This window comes from Rhizobium sp. BT03 (assembly GCF_030053155.1).
GTDB lineage: Bacteria > Pseudomonadota > Alphaproteobacteria > Rhizobiales > Rhizobiaceae > Rhizobium.
Genome location: NZ_CP125640.1, coordinates 2,912,673 through 2,931,897 on the forward strand (window position 1 = coordinate 2,912,673; position 19,225 = coordinate 2,931,897).

Annotated in this window: 20 protein-coding genes; 12 read left to right on the forward strand and 8 right to left on the reverse strand. The window is 61.7% G+C overall.

Annotated features, from left to right (window positions below; all coding sequences use genetic code 11):
- Window positions 1-62: 62 nt before the first annotated feature.
- The gene (gene ccmA / locus QMO80_RS14245) at window positions 63-698 is read right to left on the reverse strand and encodes a heme ABC exporter ATP-binding protein CcmA (RefSeq protein ID WP_283197157.1); all 636 of its coding nucleotides are present in this window, start codon (window positions 696-698) and stop codon (window positions 63-65) included.
- Between the two features lie 262 nt (window positions 699-960).
- On the opposite strand from ccmA, the gene acnA reads away from it, so the two are divergent.
- The 3 genes from acnA (at window position 961) to QMO80_RS14260 (ending at window position 5,309) form a co-directional block, all read left to right on the forward strand.
- On the forward strand, window positions 961-3,651 hold the full coding sequence (acnA, locus tag QMO80_RS14250) for an aconitate hydratase AcnA (protein WP_283197158.1): 2,691 nt from the start codon (window positions 961-963) through the stop codon (window positions 3,649-3,651).
- 232 nt (window positions 3,652-3,883) lie between these two features.
- Window positions 3,884-4,624 carry a thioredoxin family protein gene (locus QMO80_RS14255; protein WP_283197159.1) on the forward strand — a complete coding sequence of 247 codons (741 nt, stop codon included), beginning with the start codon at window positions 3,884-3,886 and terminating at the stop codon, window positions 4,622-4,624.
- A gap of 283 nt (window positions 4,625-4,907) precedes the next feature.
- Window positions 4,908-5,309 carry a DUF2794 domain-containing protein gene (locus tag QMO80_RS14260; RefSeq protein ID WP_097624950.1) on the forward strand — a complete coding sequence of 134 codons (402 nt, stop codon included), beginning with the start codon at window positions 4,908-4,910 and terminating at the stop codon, window positions 5,307-5,309.
- Window positions 5,310-5,315: 6 nt separating this feature from the next.
- Here the strand turns inward: QMO80_RS14260 and QMO80_RS14265 are convergent, their stop codons facing one another.
- The 4 genes from QMO80_RS14265 to QMO80_RS14280 all read right to left on the reverse strand — a co-directional run bounded on the left by QMO80_RS14265 (window position 5,316) and on the right by QMO80_RS14280 (window position 10,136).
- Window positions 5,316-5,873 carry a GNAT family N-acetyltransferase gene (locus QMO80_RS14265; protein ID WP_283197160.1) on the reverse strand — a complete coding sequence of 186 codons (558 nt, stop codon included), beginning with the start codon at window positions 5,871-5,873 and terminating at the stop codon, window positions 5,316-5,318.
- Window positions 5,874-5,980: 107 nt separating this feature from the next.
- Window positions 5,981-6,709, reverse strand: coding sequence for a Bax inhibitor-1/YccA family protein (locus tag QMO80_RS14270; protein ID WP_003589753.1), 729 nt, complete (start codon window positions 6,707-6,709; stop codon window positions 5,981-5,983).
- Between the two features lie 179 nt (window positions 6,710-6,888).
- Entirely contained in the window at window positions 6,889-9,432 is a 2,544-nt protein-coding gene (locus QMO80_RS14275) for an ABC transporter permease (protein WP_283197161.1), read from the reverse strand.
- Complete coding sequence (locus tag QMO80_RS14280) at window positions 9,429-10,136, reverse strand: ABC transporter ATP-binding protein (RefSeq protein WP_116407513.1); 708 nt, start codon at window positions 10,134-10,136, stop codon at window positions 9,429-9,431. The genes QMO80_RS14275 and QMO80_RS14280 overlap by 4 nt, the downstream gene beginning before the upstream one ends.
- Before the next feature lie 72 nt (window positions 10,137-10,208).
- Between QMO80_RS14280 and QMO80_RS14285 the strand changes: the two genes are divergently transcribed.
- Entirely contained in the window at window positions 10,209-10,853 is a 645-nt protein-coding gene (locus QMO80_RS14285) for an arylesterase (protein ID WP_283197162.1), read from the forward strand.
- 68 nt (window positions 10,854-10,921) lie between these two features.
- Window positions 10,922-11,515 (forward strand): RNA 2',3'-cyclic phosphodiesterase, encoded by a 594-nt coding sequence (thpR, locus tag QMO80_RS14290; protein WP_003582897.1) that lies wholly within the window; start codon window positions 10,922-10,924, stop codon window positions 11,513-11,515.
- Here thpR and QMO80_RS14295 read toward each other — a convergent pair.
- Complete coding sequence (locus QMO80_RS14295) at window positions 11,422-11,922, reverse strand: low molecular weight protein-tyrosine-phosphatase (protein WP_283197163.1); 501 nt, start codon at window positions 11,920-11,922, stop codon at window positions 11,422-11,424. The genes thpR and QMO80_RS14295 overlap by 94 nt on opposite strands.
- 34 nt (window positions 11,923-11,956) lie before the next feature.
- Between QMO80_RS14295 and QMO80_RS14300 the strand changes: the two genes are divergently transcribed.
- Together QMO80_RS14300 and QMO80_RS14305 are read left to right on the forward strand one after the other, a co-directional pair.
- The gene (locus QMO80_RS14300; RefSeq protein WP_283197164.1) at window positions 11,957-12,262 is read left to right on the forward strand and encodes a 4a-hydroxytetrahydrobiopterin dehydratase; all 306 of its coding nucleotides are present in this window, start codon (window positions 11,957-11,959) and stop codon (window positions 12,260-12,262) included.
- A gap of 66 nt (window positions 12,263-12,328) precedes the next feature.
- On the forward strand, window positions 12,329-12,721 hold the full coding sequence (locus QMO80_RS14305) for a YkvA family protein (protein WP_283197165.1): 393 nt from the start codon (window positions 12,329-12,331) through the stop codon (window positions 12,719-12,721).
- Here the strand turns inward: QMO80_RS14305 and QMO80_RS14310 are convergent.
- On the reverse strand, window positions 12,718-13,278 hold the full coding sequence (locus QMO80_RS14310; RefSeq protein ID WP_283197166.1) for a sigma-70 family RNA polymerase sigma factor: 561 nt from the start codon (window positions 13,276-13,278) through the stop codon (window positions 12,718-12,720). The two genes, QMO80_RS14305 and QMO80_RS14310, sit on opposite strands and share 4 nt — an antisense overlap.
- Window positions 13,279-13,614: 336 nt before the next feature.
- Between QMO80_RS14310 and QMO80_RS14315 the strand changes: the two genes are divergently transcribed.
- On the forward strand, window positions 13,615-14,127 hold the full coding sequence (locus tag QMO80_RS14315) for an invasion associated locus B family protein (protein ID WP_283197167.1): 513 nt from the start codon (window positions 13,615-13,617) through the stop codon (window positions 14,125-14,127).
- 158 nt (window positions 14,128-14,285) lie between these two features.
- Here QMO80_RS14315 and aac(6') read toward each other — a convergent pair whose 3' ends face one another.
- Window positions 14,286-14,738: an aminoglycoside 6'-N-acetyltransferase gene (gene aac(6'), locus QMO80_RS14320; protein ID WP_283200187.1), complete on the reverse strand. Its 453-nt coding sequence runs from the start codon at window positions 14,736-14,738 to the stop codon at window positions 14,286-14,288.
- 410 nt (window positions 14,739-15,148) lie between these two features.
- On the opposite strand from aac(6'), the gene rlmN reads away from it, so the two are divergent.
- From rlmN to QMO80_RS14340, 4 genes are all read left to right on the forward strand, one after another.
- Complete coding sequence (rlmN, locus tag QMO80_RS14325) at window positions 15,149-16,375, forward strand: 23S rRNA (adenine(2503)-C(2))-methyltransferase RlmN (RefSeq protein ID WP_283197168.1); 1,227 nt, start codon at window positions 15,149-15,151, stop codon at window positions 16,373-16,375.
- Window positions 16,376-16,468: 93 nt separating this feature from the next.
- The gene (locus tag QMO80_RS14330; protein ID WP_283197169.1) at window positions 16,469-17,422 is read left to right on the forward strand and encodes an ABC transporter substrate-binding protein; all 954 of its coding nucleotides are present in this window, start codon (window positions 16,469-16,471) and stop codon (window positions 17,420-17,422) included.
- Window positions 17,423-17,551: 129 nt separating this feature from the next.
- Window positions 17,552-18,430 carry an ABC transporter permease gene (locus tag QMO80_RS14335; RefSeq protein ID WP_283197170.1) on the forward strand — a complete coding sequence of 293 codons (879 nt, stop codon included), beginning with the start codon at window positions 17,552-17,554 and terminating at the stop codon, window positions 18,428-18,430.
- Complete coding sequence (locus QMO80_RS14340) at window positions 18,427-19,221, forward strand: ABC transporter ATP-binding protein (RefSeq protein WP_283197171.1); 795 nt, start codon at window positions 18,427-18,429, stop codon at window positions 19,219-19,221. Before QMO80_RS14335 ends, QMO80_RS14340 begins: the two co-directional genes overlap by 4 nt.
- Window positions 19,222-19,225: the final 4 nt, after the last annotated feature.

A 19,225-nucleotide genomic window follows, 5' to 3' on the forward strand; every position in this document is an offset into this window, starting at 1 on the left:
ATCTCCCCCCTTGTGGGGGAGATGCCCGGCAGGGCAGGGGGGGGTAGCGACACGGCAAACCATCATCCCCATACTCCCGCATCCACACCTGAAAAACCCGTCATCTTCAATTCCTGCGCATTCTTCAGCCCCAGCGGCTGGTGCGTCGCTGCCAGCACGATGCCGCCTTTGGCTAGATGGGCTTCGATCAAGCCGGCAAACAGCCGGTCGGCGCTGGCATCCAATGCCGCGGTCGGTTCGTCGAGGATCCAGACGGGGCGGTGGGCGACGAGCAGCTTGGCGAAGGCGAATCGGCGCTGCTGGCCGGCGGAGAGGTAACCGAAGGGAAGATGGGTTATCCCCGACAGGCCGACGGCGTCAGCGGCGTCCTCGACTGAGAGGCCGGTGCTTCCGAGAAAGCTGCGCCAGAAGCCGAGATTCTCTGCAACCGTAAGTTCATTCTTCATCGCATTCCGGTGGCCGAGGTAGTGGCTGGCCGCGCCGGGATGGCTGTCTTCCCGGCCCTCTCCGCCGCGGAAAATCACCGTGCCCTTTTCCGGCCTCAGGAGGCCGGCGGCAACGCGCAGCAATGTGGACTTTCCCGATCCATTTTTGCCGGTCAGAACCAGCGCTTCTCCCGCCTCCAAGTGAAAGGAAACGTTAACGAAAATGAGATCTTCACCGCGCCTTGCAGCCAGATTTTCGGCGGTGAGATGCATTCGTCGGCTCTTTCTTCGTTTCGGCTACCGGAGAGGTCAAAAAATCTCCTGTTTTGCTCGTTTCCGGGTATGGCAAGTTTTTAGGAAATTATCTATAAGACCGGCAACCACGCCAGCGGTCGGCGTGAATTTCATCCTTGCGCCGAACTTGGAGCATTCGTTCCACGTGCGGACAGCGGAAATGGCCGTACCCGCATCCTGATGTGCATTAAGTGCATAGGCGTTCGCACGACTGTGTTGGCTATCAGAAACGGGGTCTCTCGTGTCTAAATCTCTTGACAGTTTCAATTGTCGTTCCACGCTTTCCGTGAACGGGAAGGACTATGTCTATTACAGCCTGCCCAAGGCTGAGGCAAACGGTCTGCCCGGCGTTTCCAAGCTGCCCTATTCGATGAAGGTGCTGCTGGAAAACCTGCTGCGCTTCGAAGACGGCCAGTCGGTCACCAAGGAGCATATCCTGGCCGTTGCCGAATGGCTGAACAACAAGGGCGCGGTCGAAAACGAGATTGCCTATCGCCCGGCGCGCGTGCTGATGCAGGACTTCACCGGCGTTCCCGCCGTCGTCGACCTTGCCGCCATGCGCGACGCGATGGTGTCGCTCGGCGGCGATCCTGAGAAGATCAACCCGCTGGTTCCCGTCGATCTCGTCATCGACCACTCGGTCATCGTCGACGAATTCGGCACGCCGCAGGCTTTCGCCAAGAACGTCGAGCTGGAATATCAGCGCAACGGCGAGCGTTACCGCTTCCTGAAGTGGGGCCAGCAGGCCTTCAAGAACTTCCGCGTCGTTCCCCCCGGCACCGGCATCTGTCACCAGGTCAATCTCGAATATCTCGGCCAGACCGTCTGGACGAAGGAAGAAGACGGCGAAACGATCGCCTATCCCGATACTTGCGTCGGCACCGACAGCCACACGACGATGATCAATGGTCTCGGCGTGCTCGGCTGGGGTGTAGGCGGTATCGAAGCTGAGGCTGCGATGCTCGGCCAGCCGGTCTCGATGCTGCTGCCCGAAGTCATCGGCTTCAAGCTGACCGGCAAGCTCAAGGAAGGCGTGACCGCGACCGACCTCGTTCTGACCGTCGTGCAGATGCTGCGCAAGAAGGGCGTTGTTTCCAAGTTCGTCGAATTTTTCGGCCCCGGCATGGACAACATGCCGCTCGCCGACCGCGCGACGATCGGCAATATGGGTCCGGAGTATGGCGCCACCTGCGGCTTCTTCCCAGTCGACGGCGAAACCATCAACTACCTCACCATGTCCGGCCGCACGCATGACCGGATCGCGCTGGTCGAAGCCTATTCGAAGGCCCAGGGTATGTGGCGCGACGGCGACGGCTCCGACCTCGTCTTCACCGACACGTTGGAACTCGACCTCGGCGACGTCGTCCCGTCGATGGCCGGCCCGAAGCGTCCGGAAGGCCGTATCGCGCTCGAAAACATCGCTTCCGGTTTCGCCGGCTCGATGGATGCCGATTACAAGAAGCCCGGCCAGCTCAACAACCGCTATGCCGTCGAAGGCACGGATTTCGATCTCGGCCATGGCGATGTCGCGATTGCCGCCATCACCTCCTGCACCAACACCTCCAACCCGTCGGTTCTGATCGCTGCCGGGCTTCTCGCCCGCAACGCCGTTGCCAAGGGCCTGAAGACCAAGCCGTGGGTCAAGACCTCGCTGGCGCCGGGATCGCAGGTCGTCGGCGAATATCTCGCCAAGTCGGGCCTGCAGGCCGATCTCGATAAGCTCGGTTTCAACCTTGTCGGCTTCGGCTGCACCACCTGCATCGGCAATTCCGGCCCGCTGCCGGCGCCGATCTCGAAGACGATCAACGACAAGGGCCTGATCGTATCCGGCGTGCTCTCGGGCAACCGTAACTTCGAAGGCCGCATTTCGCCCGACGTGCAGGCGAACTACCTCGCTTCGCCGCCGCTCGTCGTCGCCTATGCGCTCGCCGGCACGGTGCAGAAGGATCTGACCAAGGAGCCGATCGGCGAGGACCAGAACGGCAACCCCGTCTACCTCAAGGACATTTGGCCGACCTCGCACGAGGTGCAGGAGTTCATCCAGAAATACGTCACCCGCGAACTGTACGAAAGCAAATATGCCGACGTCTTCAAGGGCGACGTCAACTGGCAGGCCGTTCAGGTTCCTCCGGGCCAGACCTATGCCTGGGACGACAATTCGACCTATGTCCAGAACCCGCCTTACTTCGTCGGCATGGGCAAGAAGGGCACTGGCGTTTCGGATATCAAGGGCGCCCGCGTCCTCGGCCTGTTCGGCGACAAGATCACCACCGACCACATTTCGCCGGCCGGTTCGATCAAGGCGGCATCGCCGGCCGGTGCTTACCTCATCGGCCACGAAGTCGCCGTTGCCGACTTCAACCAGTACGGCACGCGCCGCGGCAACCATGAAGTGATGATGCGCGGCACCTTTGCCAATATCCGCATCCGCAACCACATGCTCGGCCCGAACGGCAAGGAGGGTGGCTACACTATCCACTACCCGTCGAAGGAAGAGACTTCGATCTACGACGGCGCGATGCAGTACAAGGCCGAAGGCGTGCCGCTCGTCATCTTCGCCGGTGTCGAATACGGCAACGGCTCCTCGCGCGACTGGGCTGCCAAGGGCACCAACCTGCTCGGCGTCAAGGCGGTGATCGCTCAGTCCTTCGAGCGTATCCATCGCTCGAACCTGGTCGGCATGGGCGTCATCCCCTTCGTCTTCGAAGAGGGCACGACCTGGCAGAGCCTCGGCCTCAAGGGCGACGAACTCGTCACCATCGAGGGTCTCGACAAGATCAAGCCGCGCGAGAAGAAGATCGCAAAGATCACCTATGGCGACGGCACCGTGAAGGAAGTTCCGCTGCTGTCGCGCGTCGATACGCTCGACGAGGTGGTCTACCTCAACAATGGCGGCATCCTGCAGACGGTTCTGCGCGACCTCGCTGCCTGATTGTTAACAGCCTCGTATGATAATGGCCGCCGGAGAGCAATTTCCGGCGGCTTTTCTTTGGGGCGACGGCATTCGTGAGTCTCACAATGATTTGTTTTATGCGGGTTCCGGTCGCGCTGCGTCTCACCCGTTCGTGACTTTTCGTTTGGACCCGGAAGGATTATTCGTACGTTCAGATGTCAGGGCCTCCGGTTCGAACACGCCGTCGGCGCTGAAAAAGAGGTGCAGGTGAATGTCCCCCCGTTTTTTGATTCCGCTGATCGCCGGTGTTGTTCTCTCAGGCCCGCTACAGGCCGAAGACGGCACGCCGAAAGGCGTCGTCGAACTCTTCACGGCGCAGGGCTGCTCCTCCTGTCCTCCCGCTGATGCCGCCTTCCGCAAGCTGGTGAGCCAGGGCGATGTCATCGCGCTTGCCTATCATGTCGATTACTGGAACTACCTCGGCTGGGCCGATACGCTGAGCTCCAAGGAAAACACCGAGAGGCAATACGGCTATGCGAGGACAATGGGCCGCAGCAACGTCTATACGCCGCAGGCCATCGTCAACGGGCGCGGCCATCTGGCCGGCGCCGATCTCAACGGCATCAACAGCAAGATCGACACCTATAGCGGCGAAGGCAACGGGCTGACCGTTCCGATCAGCGCGTCGATGCGCGGCGACGAGCTGGAGATCAAGATCGGCGCGGGACAGGGCAAAGCCAATGTCGTGATGGTCTATTTCGACAAGGAAAAGACGATCGAGGTCGAAAAAGGCGAGAACAGCGGCAAGAAGCTCTCCTATCTGCACAGCGTCACGAATGTCGAGACGGTCGGCATGTGGGACGGCAAGGCGACCAGTCTGACGCTGCCGGCCAGCGTCCTGCAGCGGCCGCAGCTCGAGGGCTGCGCGATCCTGCTGCAATCGGCGACCGACAACGGCGATCCGGCTGCGATCCTTGGCGCGACCGTGGTGATGGCTGGAAAAAACATCTGAGATTTCATCCTGATACGGATGAAGTACCGGGCGGCCCGGCTGAGCGTATTCGGGGCTGGGGTTAAGGTCGATACGCTCCGCCGGGCCCTTTGGCGCGCTGGCGCCAAACCGGGATTCATAATTCTCCTGCAAATGAGGCGCTGTTTTGACTGAAATGCGGCGCTGCCGAGAAAGCCACAGCGCTCGCATGCGCGGCCGAATGTAACGGCCGGCGCTCTTGCAATTTGCGGCGGCTCGGGCACACTGTCACTCTCCTGTCACATGCAGAGGCCTTGGAGACTGAATGACAGATCAGCCGGATTTGCGACACGGCGAAAGCCGTTCCGTCGACAATAGTTCCTCAGTCGTCGTCGATCTCAGGGAATACAAGCAGAGCAAGGACCCGCTTCCGGTGACCTTTCATCGGCGCGAACTGGACGCGATCCTGTGGATCTACGGTCGTATGGTCGGTGACGGCGAATGGCGCGATTACGCCATCGATCACCTGAAGGACAAAGCGGTGTTCTCCGTCTTCAAGCGCTCCGGCGAAATGCCGCTCTTCCGCATCGAGAAAAATCCCAAGCTCGCCGCCAAGCAGGGTGCCTATTCCGTGATCAACGTCCACGGTACCATCCTGAAGCGCGGTCACGAGCTGAACCAGGTGCTGAAGGTGTTCGACAAGGCGCTGAAACTGGTCGATAAATAGAGAGAATCAGCCGGCAAACAACGTGCCGGGATAGGCGGAGGGATCCGGATCGGTCGTCATGCCGTCGCCGAGGACGCGCTGCATGAGCATCGTATCCAGCCAGCGGCCGTGCTTGTACCCGGCGCCCCGCATCAGGCCGACCTCCACGAAGCCCGCTTTGAGATGCAGCGCGATCGAGGCGGGGCTGGCGCCGCCGATGACGGCGATCATCTGACGAAAACCGAGATTGGTGCAGCGGTCGATCAGCTCGGCCATCAGCGCTTTGCCGATGCCGCGGCCGCGGGCTTCGGGCGCCAGATAGATCGAATCCTCGACCATCCAGCGATAGGCCGGGCGGACGCGAAAGGCCGAGGCATAGGCATAACCGAGCAGACTACCGTCCGCACCGGCCGCGGCGATGTAGGGATATTGCTGGGCGACGATCGCCGCAAGACGCTGCGCCATTTCGGCCTCGGACGGCGGCGTGATCTCGTAGCTCGACGTGCCGTTCAGCACGGATTCCCGGTAGATACCGGTGATGGCGGGAATATCGGCTTGCGACGCATCGCGCAGAAGGAATGACATTGGCGGCTGGTCCAGCAGGAAGGCAGGGCTCCTCTAAAACCATCCCGGCAAAATCAGCGCAACAAAAAAGGCGGCCGAAGCCGCCTTTTCGATCTCTGTCCGCCTGCTTATTTGCGGTTGCCCATGAACTGCAGCAGGAACATGAAGAGGTTGATGAAGTCGAGATAGAGCGTCAGCGCGCCCATGATCGCCTTGCGGCCGGCCACGGCGACGTCATCGGCTTCCAGGTACAGTTCCTTGATCCGCTGCGTGTCGTAGGCGGTGAGGCCCGCGAAGATCAGAACGCCGATCACCGAGATCGCGAACTGCATGGCCGACGAAGCCAGGAAGACGTTGACGATCGAAGCGATGATCAGGCCGAAAAGACCCATGATCAGGAACGAGCCCATCGCCGACAGATCACGCTTCGTCGTGTAGCCGTAAAGCGACAGCGCGCCGAAGGAGGCGGCGGTGACGAAGAAAGTCTGCACGACGCTCTGGCCGGTGTAGACCAGGAAGATCGACGAGAGCGACAGGCCGACCAGGCCGGCATAGACCCAGAAGGTCGTCTGCGCGGCGGCCACGCTCATGCTATTGATGCGGAAGCTCAGGAAGAAGACGGCCGCAAGCGGCGCGAGGATCACGACCCAGCGCAAGGGCGACTGGAACAGCAGCACGCCGAACTGGGTGAGTTGCCCGTCCTGAACAGCGAAGTTGAATCCGAGATATGCGGCCACACCGGTGATCGCCAGACCCAGCGCCATCAGGTTGTAAACCTTGAGCATATAAGCGCGCAGGCCTTGATCAATCATCTCGCCGGTCTGAGCGCGGCTTTGATAGTTACGAAGGTCAGCCATAGTTTCCTCTTAAAAGCTCCGATGGAGATACGGTGTCGGGTTTTCGACCCGGGCGCCGCTGCGGAGCTCCAGCATGCCTGCCGACAATATGAGGCTTTCGTCCACCGCAAACAAGAGGGTTGCAACGGCCCGGCCGGTTAAATCGCCGTAAGGTGAAGGGTTTGGCTGCCGCTGCCCGGTCAAAGCTCGCGCAGGACGGGTGCCGCCTTCTGGCCGAGGATGCGCCAGGTGCCGATCAGGCCGATGCCGACCGTCAGGACGAGGGCGGTGACGAGTGTCAGCCCCGCCACATCGGGCAGAAAGGTCGAGGGCAGGCGCATGATGCGGGCGACGATGAACCAGGCGGCAGCGGCGCCGGCCGCCAGCGCGAAGATGGCGGTCGCCAGCCCCAGGATCAGATATTCGTAGCTGAAGGCGCGAATCAGCATGGCGCGGGTGGCGCCCAGCGTCTTCAGCACCACCGCGTCGTGGGTGCGCGCCCGGTTTCCGGCCGCAAGCGCCCCGGCAAGGACGAGGATCGAGGCGATGAGGGCGACGGAGGCCGCGGCACGGATCGCGGTCGCAAGCGTCGCCACCAGCTGGTTGACGATGTCGATCGCGTCCTTGACGCGGACGCTGGTGATGGTCGGATAGGTGTTGGTGACGGATTTCAGGATCGCCGCATCTTCGGCCGGCGTCGAGGCGGGATCGGTCAGGGTCGCCAGCCACGCATGCGGCGCGCCGCGGAAAGTGTTCGGCGAGAAGACCATGACGAAATTGATCGACAGCGATTCCCACTGGACGCGGCGCAGATTGGCGATCTTGGCGGTGATGTTGCGGCCGAGCACGTTGACGGTGACCTTGTCGCCGATCTTCAGGCCGAGTTCATGGGCCTCTTCCGAAGAGAAGGAGACGAGCGGCTCGCCGCTGTAATCCTTGTCCCACCAGCTACCTTCGGTCAGGGCGGCATTTTCCGGCAGGGTGTCGGCGTAGGTGATGCCGCGATCGCCGTTCAGCACCCAGCGGCCGGCGGCCGGCACGGTGATCTTGCTGACATCCTCGCCGTTGAAGGCGACGATCCGGCCGCGCAGCATCGGCACTTCCATGAGCTTGCCCTTCGGCGCCTGCGCCTGGACGAGATCGCGGAAAGCATCGACCTCGGCGCTCTGGATATCGACGAAGAAGAAGTTCGGCGCGCCCTCGTTCATCCGACCGGTCAGCTGCTGGCGCAGGTTCCCGTCGATCAGGGTCAGCGTCACCAGCAATGCCAGGCCGAGGCCGAGGGAGAGCACGACCGATGGCGTCAGCGCGCCGGGGCGGTGGATGTTGCCGATCGCCAGCCTGAGCGCCGGCGAATTGACGCGCGGGCTGCGGCGCGCAAGCCAGGCGATCGCTGCTGCGACGAGGCGCAGCACGACGAAGGCGAAGACGATCGCGCCGACGAAGACGACGGCGATGAAACGGTCATAGGCCGTCAGGATGGCAAGGCCTGCAAGGGCGGCCATGAACAGCGTGGCCAGCAGGATATAGGGCCAGGAGGGCAGGTGGCGGGCCTCGAAGCCCTGCTCGCGGAAGAGTGCGGTCGCCGGGACTTCGCGGGCATGACCGAGCGGCAGGATGGCGAAGGCGAGCGTCGTCAGGATGCCGAACAGCGTCGCCAGCAGCAGGGCGCCAGGATAGAGGGTCGGGGTTGTGGAGACCGGCAGGAATTGCGCCAGGAACTGCGCGGCGAAGATCGGCGACAGGGCGCCGATGACGAGACCGATCAGAATGCCGCCCAGGGCAATGATGGCGATCTGGAAGAGATAGATCAGAACGACGACCTGCGCCGGCGCACCCAGGCATTTGAAGGTGGCAATAGTGGTGCGTTTGGCATCGAGGAAGGCGCGCACGGCATTGGCGACGCCGACGCCGCCGACGATCAGCGCGGTGAGGCCGACCAATGTCAGGAACTGCGAGAAGCGGGTGATGTTTTCGGTGAGCGAGGGCGCGGCGCGGTCGCTGGTGCGGACGGCCCAGCCGGCGGAGGGAAATTCCCTGGCGGCGCGCGCCTGGATGCCCGACATCGCGCCCTTGTCGTCCAGCCGGATCTTATAGGCATGTTCGACCAGGCTTCCCGTCTGGATTAGCCCGGAGGCTTCGAGGGCCCGGCGGCTGACGAGCAGGCGCGGCGCAAAGCCGAAACCTTCCGACAGCGCATCCGGCTCGGTTTTGACGGTGCCGGTGATACTGAGCTTGACGTTGCCGAGCAGCAATTCGTCGCCGACCGCAAGCCCGAGCCGATCGAGAAGGAGGGGCGCTGCCACCGCGCCATAGGTGCCGCCCTGGCCTGAAAGCAGGGCTGCCAGCGGATAGTCCGGCTCGGCCTTGAAGGCGCCGTAGAGCGGGTAGGCGTCGTCGACGGCCTTGACCTCGACCAGCGCCTGATCGGAACCGTCAGGCTTGCGGGCCATTGAGCGCAGGCCCGTCGACACCGAAACGGTGCCCAGGCCTTCGAGGAAGCCCATTTCCTCAGGCGTAGCCTCGCGGTTGTTGAGTTCGAAACGGACGTCGCCGGCCAGCAGCTCTTGCCCCTGCGAGGCGATGGTATCGGTGATCGATTGCGAGACGGAATTGACGGCGGCGATGGCGCCGGTGCCGAGCGCGATGCAGGCGAGGAAGATGTAAAAACCGGTAATGCCGCCGCGCAGTTCGCGCAGCGCCAGGCGAAAAGCGAGCGAGACGCGCGGCGTGATGATGCTCATGCGATGGCCGCCTCGCTGCGACGGGCGGCGCTGTCGCCTTCGATCCGGCCGGAACGGACGCGGATCTGGCGCGAGCAGCGATTGGCAAGTGAGACGTCATGGGTGACGAGAAGCAAAGTCATGCCGCGTTCGGCCTGCTTGGAAAACAAGAGGTCGGCGATCTGTCGGCCGGTCTCGGTATCGAGATTGCCTGTCGGCTCGTCGGCGATCAGCAGGGCCGGCGAGGGGGCGAGCGCCCTTGCGATCGCCACGCGCTGCTGTTCGCCGCCGGAAAGCTGGCCGGGATAGTGGTTCAGCCGTTCGCCGAGACCGACCGATTTCAGCTCGCGATGGGCGATTTCGAAGGCGTTGCCGACATTGGCGAGTTCCAGCGGCACGGCAACGTTTTCCAGCGCCGTCATATTGGCGATCAGGTGGAAGGACTGGAAGACGATGCCGATGTTGCGGCCGCGGAAATCGGCGACCTGATCCTCGCTCAGCGCGTGGAGCGGCGTGTCGTTGATGTTGATTTCGCCGCTGTCGAGCTTTTCCAGCCCGGCAAGCACCATCAGCAGGGTCGACTTGCCGGATCCGGAGGGACCGACGATGCCCACGGATTCACCCGCCGCGATATCGAGATCGATACCCTTCAGCACGTGCACGGAAGCGGCCGCACTGCCAAGGGTCAGATCGGCGCCCTTCAACTCGATGATGGTTTTTGCCAACAGAAATCGCCCTATATAAATCCATAACGAAACAGCCGCATAACGGCACTTCGCCAATCTAGGGAAGCCAGAATGAGATTTAAAGTTGCCGCGCTTCAATTCACCGTCATTGCCGCTTCGCTGATCTTTGCCGCCGCAGCCAATGCCCGGACGATCAATCTCGTCGGTTTTGGGGACAGCCTGATGGCGGGCTACCAATTGCCGCCCGGCGACGGCTTTCCGGAAAAGCTGCAGGTGGCCCTGAAGGCGAAGGGGCTCGACGTCACTATTGCCAATGCCGGGGTCTCCGGCGACACGACGACAGGGGGGCTTGCGCGGATCGACTGGTCGATACCCGACGGCACCGACGGCGTTATCCTCGAGCTCGGCGCCAACGATGCGCTGCGCGGCATTCCGCCTGAGGAAAGCGAGAAGAACCTCGATCAGATGATTGCCCGGCTGAAAGAGCGCGGCATCGCCGTGCTGCTCGTCGGCATGATGGCGCCGCCGAACATGGGCGCGGACTATGCCGCACGCTTCAATCCGATCTACCGGAAGCTTTCGGAAAAACATGGAGTTCCGCTTTACGGCTTCTTCCTCGACGGCGTGGCGCTCGATGCGGGGCTGAAACTCGACGACGGGATGCATCCGAATGCGAAGGGCATCGATGTCATGGTTCAGAAGATGGAAACCGATGTCACAAATTTCGTCGGGACGATTTCTTCTGTGAAGAAATAGGGGCTTGCGCGGTCATTGATTGCATGATTCCGTGTAAGCACCTGCAAAAGATTCGGGGAGTGCTCGTTATGCCGAGACTGTTTACCGCCCTCGAAATTCCGCGCAATGCGGCGATGAGCCTTTCATTGCTGCGCGGTGGCCTCCCCGGAGCACGATGGATCGATGTGGAGAATTACCACATCACCCTGCGCTTCATCGGTGATGTCGACGGCCGGACGGCCGATGAAATCGTAGAACGCCTCGACCGGATCGATCGGCCGGAATTCCAATTCCGGCTCGAAGGCATCGGTTCCTTCGGCTCGAAGAAACCGCATTCGGTCTGGGCCGGCGTTTCGCAGTCGCCGGAGATGTATGCCCTGCAGGGCGAGATCGAGCGGATCTGCCAGCGCATCGGCCTGCCGCCGGATCCGCGCAAATTCACGCCGCATGTGACGCTGGCGCGGCTCAAATCCTCGCGGCTCGACGATGTCGTGCAATATCTGGCGGGACGCGGCAACTTCCACACATCAACCTTCACGGCGCCGCGTTTCGTGCTGCTGTCGTCGCGCGAATCGGTCGGCGGCGGGCCCTACCTCACCGAGGAAGTGTTCCCGCTGCACGAGGCGCGCTCGGCGCCCAGCGCTTCGAGCAGGCTGCTGCAGCCGGTCAAGAGCCTGGTATAGACCAGCTCGAAACCTGCGGGACCGCCATAATAGGGATCGGGGATATCCTCTCCGGTTCCAAGCGCGATATCGCCGAAGAGGCCGATGGTCGCCTCAGGCGGCGCGATCGTTTCGAGCGCCGCCACATTGTCGCGGTCCATCACCAGGATCAGATCGAAATCCCTGAAATCGCTGGAGCGGATTCGGCGGGCGTGTTGCCCGGATATGTCGATACCGTGGCCTTTCGCTGTGGCGATCGACCGGCGATCGGGCGGCTCGCCTTCATGCCAACCGCCGGTGCCGGCGGAATCGATCGTGAAACGGCCGGTCAAACCTGCCTCGGCGACGAGATGGCGAAAAATTCCCTCGGCAAGCGGAGAACGGCATATATTGCCCATGCAAACGAAGAGGACGCTGATGTGTTTCATCGGTAGGCCTGTCGACAGATGAGAGGACCATGGCATGAAAATGGAAAGACTGGAACGGGCTACGATCGAGGCTGAAATGGCCGGGCTTGCGGGCTGGGCACTCAACGATGCGGCTTCCTCGATATCGAAGACGTTCAAGTTTGCAAACTTTGTCGAGGCTTTCGGCTTCATGACCGAGGCAGCGATTAGGGCCGAAAAGCTCAACCATCATCCCGAATGGTTCAACGTCTATTCCAGGGTGGATGTGACGCTGAATACCCATGATGCCGGCGGCCTGACGGAGCTGGATTTCAAGCTCGCCAAGGCGATGGACAAGGCCGCGGCCCGACGCGGCGTCTAAAAGCGGGGCCGATTGAAAGAGTCCGCGCCATCACCATATGTTCGCAGGGACGAAAGGATGGAAGGGATGGACGAGGTCAAATTCGGGGAAATCCTGTTGCCAGGCGACGAGGACACCCAGAGCCGGCGGGAGAAGACGGTGCGGCAGAAATTCTGGCCGACCTTCCGCCGCGCCGTGCGGCAAATTCCGTTCTCACGCGATGTCGTTGCCGGCTTCTACTGCGCGCTCGATCCGCAGACGCCGACGAAGGTGCGCGGCGTGCTGCTCGCAGCGCTTGCCTATTTCGTCATGCCGGTCGACATGATCCCGGATGTTTTCGCCGTCATCGGCTTTTCCGATGACATCGCCGTGCTCTCGGCCGCCTTCGCCATGGTGCGCGGCCATATCCGCCCGGGCCATTATGAGGCGGCCGACCGCGTTCTCGCCGACCGGACCGAGGAAACGATGAAGACGATTTAAGCCGTCTCGCGCTCCAGCACCTTGCGGAGCTTGCCGAAGGCAAGCCGGATGCGCGATTTCACCGTGCCGAGCGGCAGCCCGGTCGCTTCGGCGATCTCCGAATGCGATTGACCGAGGAAGAAGGCGGCGCGCAGCATCTCGCGCTGCTCTTCCGGCAATTGGCCGACGGCGGCGCGTATCCTGGCGTCGCGATCGTCATTGGCGACGATTTCTTCGGCGCCGATCTCGGCCGGCGGCTGCAGGGCCGGATCGGTCTCGTCGAAGATGCGGGTATTGATGCGGCGCTGCATGTCGATGCGGCGATTGCGGGCAATGCGGAAAAGCCAGGTAGAGAATGAAGATCGGGTGGCATCGTAGAGATCCGCCTTGTGCCAGAGCACGATCATGATCTCCTGAACCAGTTCCTCGGCCTCGGCATTGGTCATCTTCTGGCGCATCAGCCAGGCCTTCAGCCGGGGTGCGAAATAGTCGAACAGGATGGAAAAGGCCTGCTGGTCGCGATCCCTGGCGACGGCCTTCGCGAGGGCAGCGAAACGCTGTCTTTCCTCGGCATCCATGTCCCCTCACGAGCCCCCTGCGGCAATAATTTCGTCCCGGATTTCCAAGTCTTACTGAGGTACAACGGATTTGGGAAAGGTCAAACTCTTGCCTGAATCTTTGTGTCTTAAATTCACCCGAACGGACGGCCAGTGCCATCGGGGCACGGTGTCGCGGCCGATACCGTCAAAGGGGCGAAAATTGATACCCGAGCTGAAATGACACAGGCAGATACAAATCGCAGCTATTGTTGACCATTTGGTAACCTGAATTAAGTCAAAATAAAGCAGATCGTGATTATGCGGCGCCCGCTATGATCGCTTCGGGCCTTGAATCGCAAGAACCGGCAGGAATCCATGTTTGTAAAAAGTATCGTATCCGCTCTCGCACTCACCCTTGTCATGGCCGGAGTTGCGGCAGCGCAGCAGGCCGCCGCGCCAAACCGCATCCAGCAGTTCCAGGCATGGGGCGCCTACTCCTACAAGTCGGGCGCCAGCACCGTCTGCTACGTGCTGTCCGTTCCGACGGCAAAGCAGCCGGCAAGCGTCGACCATGGCGATAACTTCTTCATCGTCTCGCAGCGTCCCGGCCAGAACATCTCCTACGAACCGCAGGCGATGATGGGCTACACGGTGAAGGAAAATTCGAAGATCAACGTCGTCATCGACAACAAGACCTTCGTCATGTTCACCAAGGACAAGGCCGGCTGGGTCGAGAATGCGGCGCAGGAGCCCGCTCTCGTCGCGGCCATGAAGACCGGTCATTCGATGACGGTGAATGCCGTTTCGCGCAAGGGTACCGGCACCTCCTACAGCTATTCGCTCTCCGGCATTTCGGCTGCGCTGAAGCAGATCGAAAGCTGCAAGTAAGCGGCCCTGCAGGTCGCAGAGTTTCACGGGGCGCCGGCCTGGCGCCCCGCCCCTAACTGGAATGTGGAATACTTTCTGGCGCAAATATCCGTCGCGAAACTCCAACTTTTGCGAGTGACTTTCGCGACAAGCCATCCTGGTGGAAGGGCAACGCAGGCCTATAGTGGCTTTCGGAAGAACACGACGCGCTGTGTCTCCTCAAATCCTAAAGCGGCGTGGAGCGCATGGCTGGCTGAATTCTCAAGCCGCGCGTCAGAGCCAAACTCAACACACCCAAGCGACTTCCCCCAATCGGCAACGGCATTGCAAAGCGATCGTGCAATACCCTTTCGCCTGTCAGCGGGCCTGATATAAATCCCTTCGAGGAATAGAACGGGCGAGCTGCTGCATCCATTCACATAATCATGCCGCAAAGTGGCCTCAGCAAACCCGACAGCTTCATTCGCAGCATTTCGAGCGATGAAGGCGATGGCTTCTCCACTTTCTGAAAGAAACGCCCGGCTCAACTCAGCTCGATGATCTTCAAGCGAGTGATGCGGCCATAGCGCCAGGCGAAGCCGCGCCCATGGCTCAACATCTTTTATAGTCCCGATCTCAATAATCGATTCCATATTGCGGTTCGCTTCTCGTCGCAAAAATCCCAATTCAAGCGACAGTTTCGGGACCGGTGAGCGCGCAGAATGCTTCACGAAGATATTTCCAGCAAGGCCTTGCGCCGGCCCTTCTCGATTCCATCTATAGCGCGGCGCGATCTTTCAGATCGGCTTTCCACGCTTCAGGTCTTTGGTTTCCAATGTCGTTGTCGCAAAATCGCTGCACAGTTTTGCGCGACATGCCGTGTAGTGACGCGCGGGCAAAATGATGCTAAAGGGCGCGCCAACAGCGGATAGATCGCGATCAGTCGCCGTTCCGCCATTCAATTTTTGCCGATCTGCCGTCATGCGCCCGCAAGTCTTCCGGTCCACCCTGAAGCGTGCGGGCTCGCAGGGGCAGGACATGTTTGAATTCGGGATGAATGCCTATGTCCGTTGTGGATGCGATCGTTGTTAGCAAGCCGCAGGCGCGCACGTCCGCCAGCCTGGAAAAGCCGTCTTTGATCGGGCTGTCGCGCGAGGAGATGGGGGCGGCGCTCCGGGAAAGGGGCGTGGCCGAGAAGCAGATCAAGATGCGCGTCGCGCAGCTCTGGAACTGGATCTATGTGCGCGGCGTCTCCGATTTCGACCATATGACGAATGTCGCCAAGGACATGCGCGAAATGCTGAAGCAGCATTTCACCATCGCGCGTCCAGAGATCGTCGAAGAGCAGGTCTCGAACGACGGCACGCGCAAATGGCTGCTGCGTTTTCCCCCGCGGGGCGCCGGCCGCCCGGTCGAGATCGAAGCCGTCTATATCCCGGAAGAGGGCCGCGGCACGCTCTGCATCTCCAGCCAGGTCGGCTGCACGCTGACCTGTTCTTTCTGTCACACCGGCACGCAACGCCTGGTGCGCAACCTGACGGCGGAAGAGATCCTCTCGCAGCTGCTGCTTGCCCGCGACCGGCTCGGCGACTTCCCGGATCGGGAAGCGCCGCAGGGCACGATCATGCCTGCCGAGGGCCGCAAGGTCAGCAATATCGTCATGATGGGCATGGGCGAGCCGCTCTATAATTTCGATGCCGTCAAGCAGGCATTGCTGATCGCCACGGATGGCGACGGCCTGTCGCTCTCCAGGCGCCGGGTGACGCTGTCCACCTCCGGCGTCGTGCCGGAGATCTTCCGCACCGGCGAGGAGATCGGTGTGATGCTGGCGATCTCGCTGCATGCGGTGCGCGACGACCTGCGCGACATTCTGGTGCCGATCAACAAGAAGTACCCGCTGAAGGAACTGATCGAGGCGTGCAAGGCCTATCCCGGCCTTTCCAATGCGCGGCGCATCACCTTCGAATATGTGATGCTGAAGGATGTCAACGACAGCCTTGAGGACGCCAAGGGGCTGATCAAGCTCCTGAAGGGCGTGCCGGCGAAGATCAACCTCATTCCGTTCAATCCCTGGCCGGGCACCAATTACCAGTGTTCCGACTGGGAGCAGATCGAGAAGTTCGCCGATTTCATCAATTCGGCCGGTTACGCCTCGCCGATCCGCACGCCGCGTGGCCGCGATATTCTTGCCGCCTGCGGCCAGCTGAAATCGGAATCCGAGCGCATGCGCAAGACCGAGCGCCTGGCCTTCGAGGCGATGATGATCGCCAATCACGGCGCCGACGACTGATCAGCAAGTTTGATCCTCGCTACAATTCTCCTGCATTGATTTAAGCATGCGCTTTTCCTAATAGTGCCGCCAAAATCATTCAGGAGGATACAAATGCGCCCGATTCTGCTCGCTCTTGCCGCCAGTTTGGCCCTTTCCCTACCCGCAAAGGCTGACAACGTCACGGTCGCCGTGACGGCGATCGTCGAGCATCCGGCGCTGGATGCGGCCCGCAAGGGCGTTCTCGATGCGCTGACGGCCGCCGGCTACAAAGAGGGCGAGAACCTGAAATTCGTGTTCGAGTCGGCGCAAGGCAATCCGGCGACGGCAGCTCAGATCGCCCGCCAGTTCGCCGGCGACGAGCCTGATGTCATCGTGCCGATCTCCACGCCCTCGGCCCAGGCGGTCGTCTCATCGACACGCGACATTCCGGTCGTCTTCACCGCCGTCTCCGATCCGCTCGGCGCCCAGCTCGTCAAGAACATGGACAAGCCCGGCGGCAACGTCACCGGCCTGTCCGACATGTCGCCGGTCGCCGAACACTTGGGGCTGATCAAGGAAATCCTGCCTGACGTGAAAACCATCGGCTATCTCTACAACTCGGGCGAAGCGAATTCCGTTTCGCTGCTCGCCGTCTTGAAGGCCGAAGCCGAAAAGGCCGGGCTGAAGGTTGTGGAATCGGCCGCCACCAAATCGGCCGAGGTCCAGGGTGCTGCCCGCGCCCTGGTCGGGCGTGCCGATGCGATCTACATCCCGACCGACAACACGATCATCTCGGCGCTCGAAGGCGCCGTCGCGGTTGCCGAAGAGAGCAAGCTGCCGCTCTTCACCGCCGACACGGATTCGGTTTCGCGCGGTTCGGTCGCCGCTCTCGGCTTCAACTATTATGATGTCGGCAAGCAGACGGGCGACATCGTCGTGCGGGTGCTGAAGGGCGAAAACCCCGGCGATATCGCGGTCAAGACCGCTGCCGGCAGCGATCTGGTCGTCAACAAGGCGGCCGCGGCCAAGATGGGCGTCACCCTGCCCGAGAGCGTGCTTTCCCGCGCCAACAAGGTCATCGAATAAACAACGCGGCCGCCGCCGCCGGTCAAGTTTTACAGCCGCTTTCGTTTCATACGAGGGCGGCTGATGCTATTGGAAGCCTGAATGTTTCGCAGGCGTGCGGAACGGAAACGGAAAAAGGGGCTGAAAGCCTTGAGCCAAATCGCATTCTGGGGGGCCGTCGAACTCGGACTGGTCTATTCCTTCGTCGCCCTTGGCGTCTATCTCGCCTTCCGCATTCTCGACTTTCCCGATCTGACGGTCGACGGCTCCTTTCCGCTCGGCGCGGCAGTGACCGCCGTGCTGATCATTGCCGGTGTCAATGCCTGGCTTGCGGCGGTGGTCGCCATGGCCGCCGGTGCCGGCGCGGGCATGGTGACGGCGCTGCTCAACGTGCGATTCAAGATCCTCAACCTGCTCGCTTCGATCCTGACGATGATCGCGCTGTTTTCCGTCAATCTGCGCGTGATGGGCAAACCCAATGTCGCCCTCATCAATGCCGATACGATGATCAGCCCGTTCTTCGGCCACGGCCTGCGCGACTTCTATGTACGGCCGCTCTTCGTCGGCGTTCTCGTGATCGTCGCCCTCGTCCTGGTCTGGCGCTTCCTCGAAAGCGACGCCGGGCTGGCGATGCGGGCGACCGGCGCCAATGCGCGGATGGCGCGGGCCCAGGGCGTCGATACCAGCCGGCAGATCTATCTCGGCATGGCGATCTCGAATGCGCTGGTGGCGTTCGGCGGCGCACTGTTTGCCCAGACCAACGGCTTTGCCGACGTCACCTCGGGCGTCGGCACGATCGTCGTCGGTCTGGCGGCCGTCATCATCGGCGAGACATTGCTTGGTCGCCGCGGCCTGCTGATCGCGCTTGTCGGCTGCGTGCTCGGCTCGATCCTCTATCGCATCGCGATCCAGCTGGCGCTGTCGAGCGACATCATCGGCTTGCAGGCCTCCGACCTCAATTTCGTGACGGCGGTACTGGTCACCGTGGCGCTCATCCTTCCCCGTCTTCGCGGAGGTGCCGCATCGTGATCAGCGTCAAGGACATCAAGGTCGTTTTCGGGCGCGGCACGCCGCTGCAGAAACAGGCGCTGAACGGCGTCAACCTGACCATCGAGCAAGGCTCCTTCGTCACCGTCATCGGCTCCAACGGCGCCGGCAAATCGACTTTGCTCGGCGTGCTCGCCGGCGACGTCCTGCCGAGCGAGGGCCAGGTGCTGATCGGCAAGAACGAGGTGACGCGCAAGTCGACCGCATCACGCGCCGGTCTGGTGGCCCGCGTCTTCCAGGATCCGCTGACGGGAAGCTGCGGTTCGCTGTCGATCGAGGAAAATCTTGCTCTGGCAGCGCGGCGCGGCGAGAGGCGCGGACTTGCGCCGGCGCTCGGCGGCAAGAGGCGCGATTATTTCAAGGAGCGGATCGCCGAACTCAATCTCGGGCTGGAAAACCGGCTGAAGGACCGCATGGATCTGCTCTCGGGTGGGCAGCGTCAGGCGGTTTCGCTCGTCATGGCAACGCTTGCGGGGTCCGAGGTGCTGCTGCTCGACGAACATACCGCGGCGCTCGATCCTGGGATGGCGGAGTTCGTGATGAACCTCACGCAGAAGATTGTTGCCGAGCGCAAGCTGACGACGATGATGGTGACGCACTCGATGCGCCAGGCGCTGGACTATGGCCACCGCACGATCATGCTGCATGGCGGCGAGATCGTTCTCGATGTCGCCGGCGACAACAGAAAGAACCTGCAGGTCGAGGACCTGATCGCCATGTTCCGCAAGATGCGCGGCCAGACGCTCGACGACGATGCTTTGCTGATCGGATAAACCG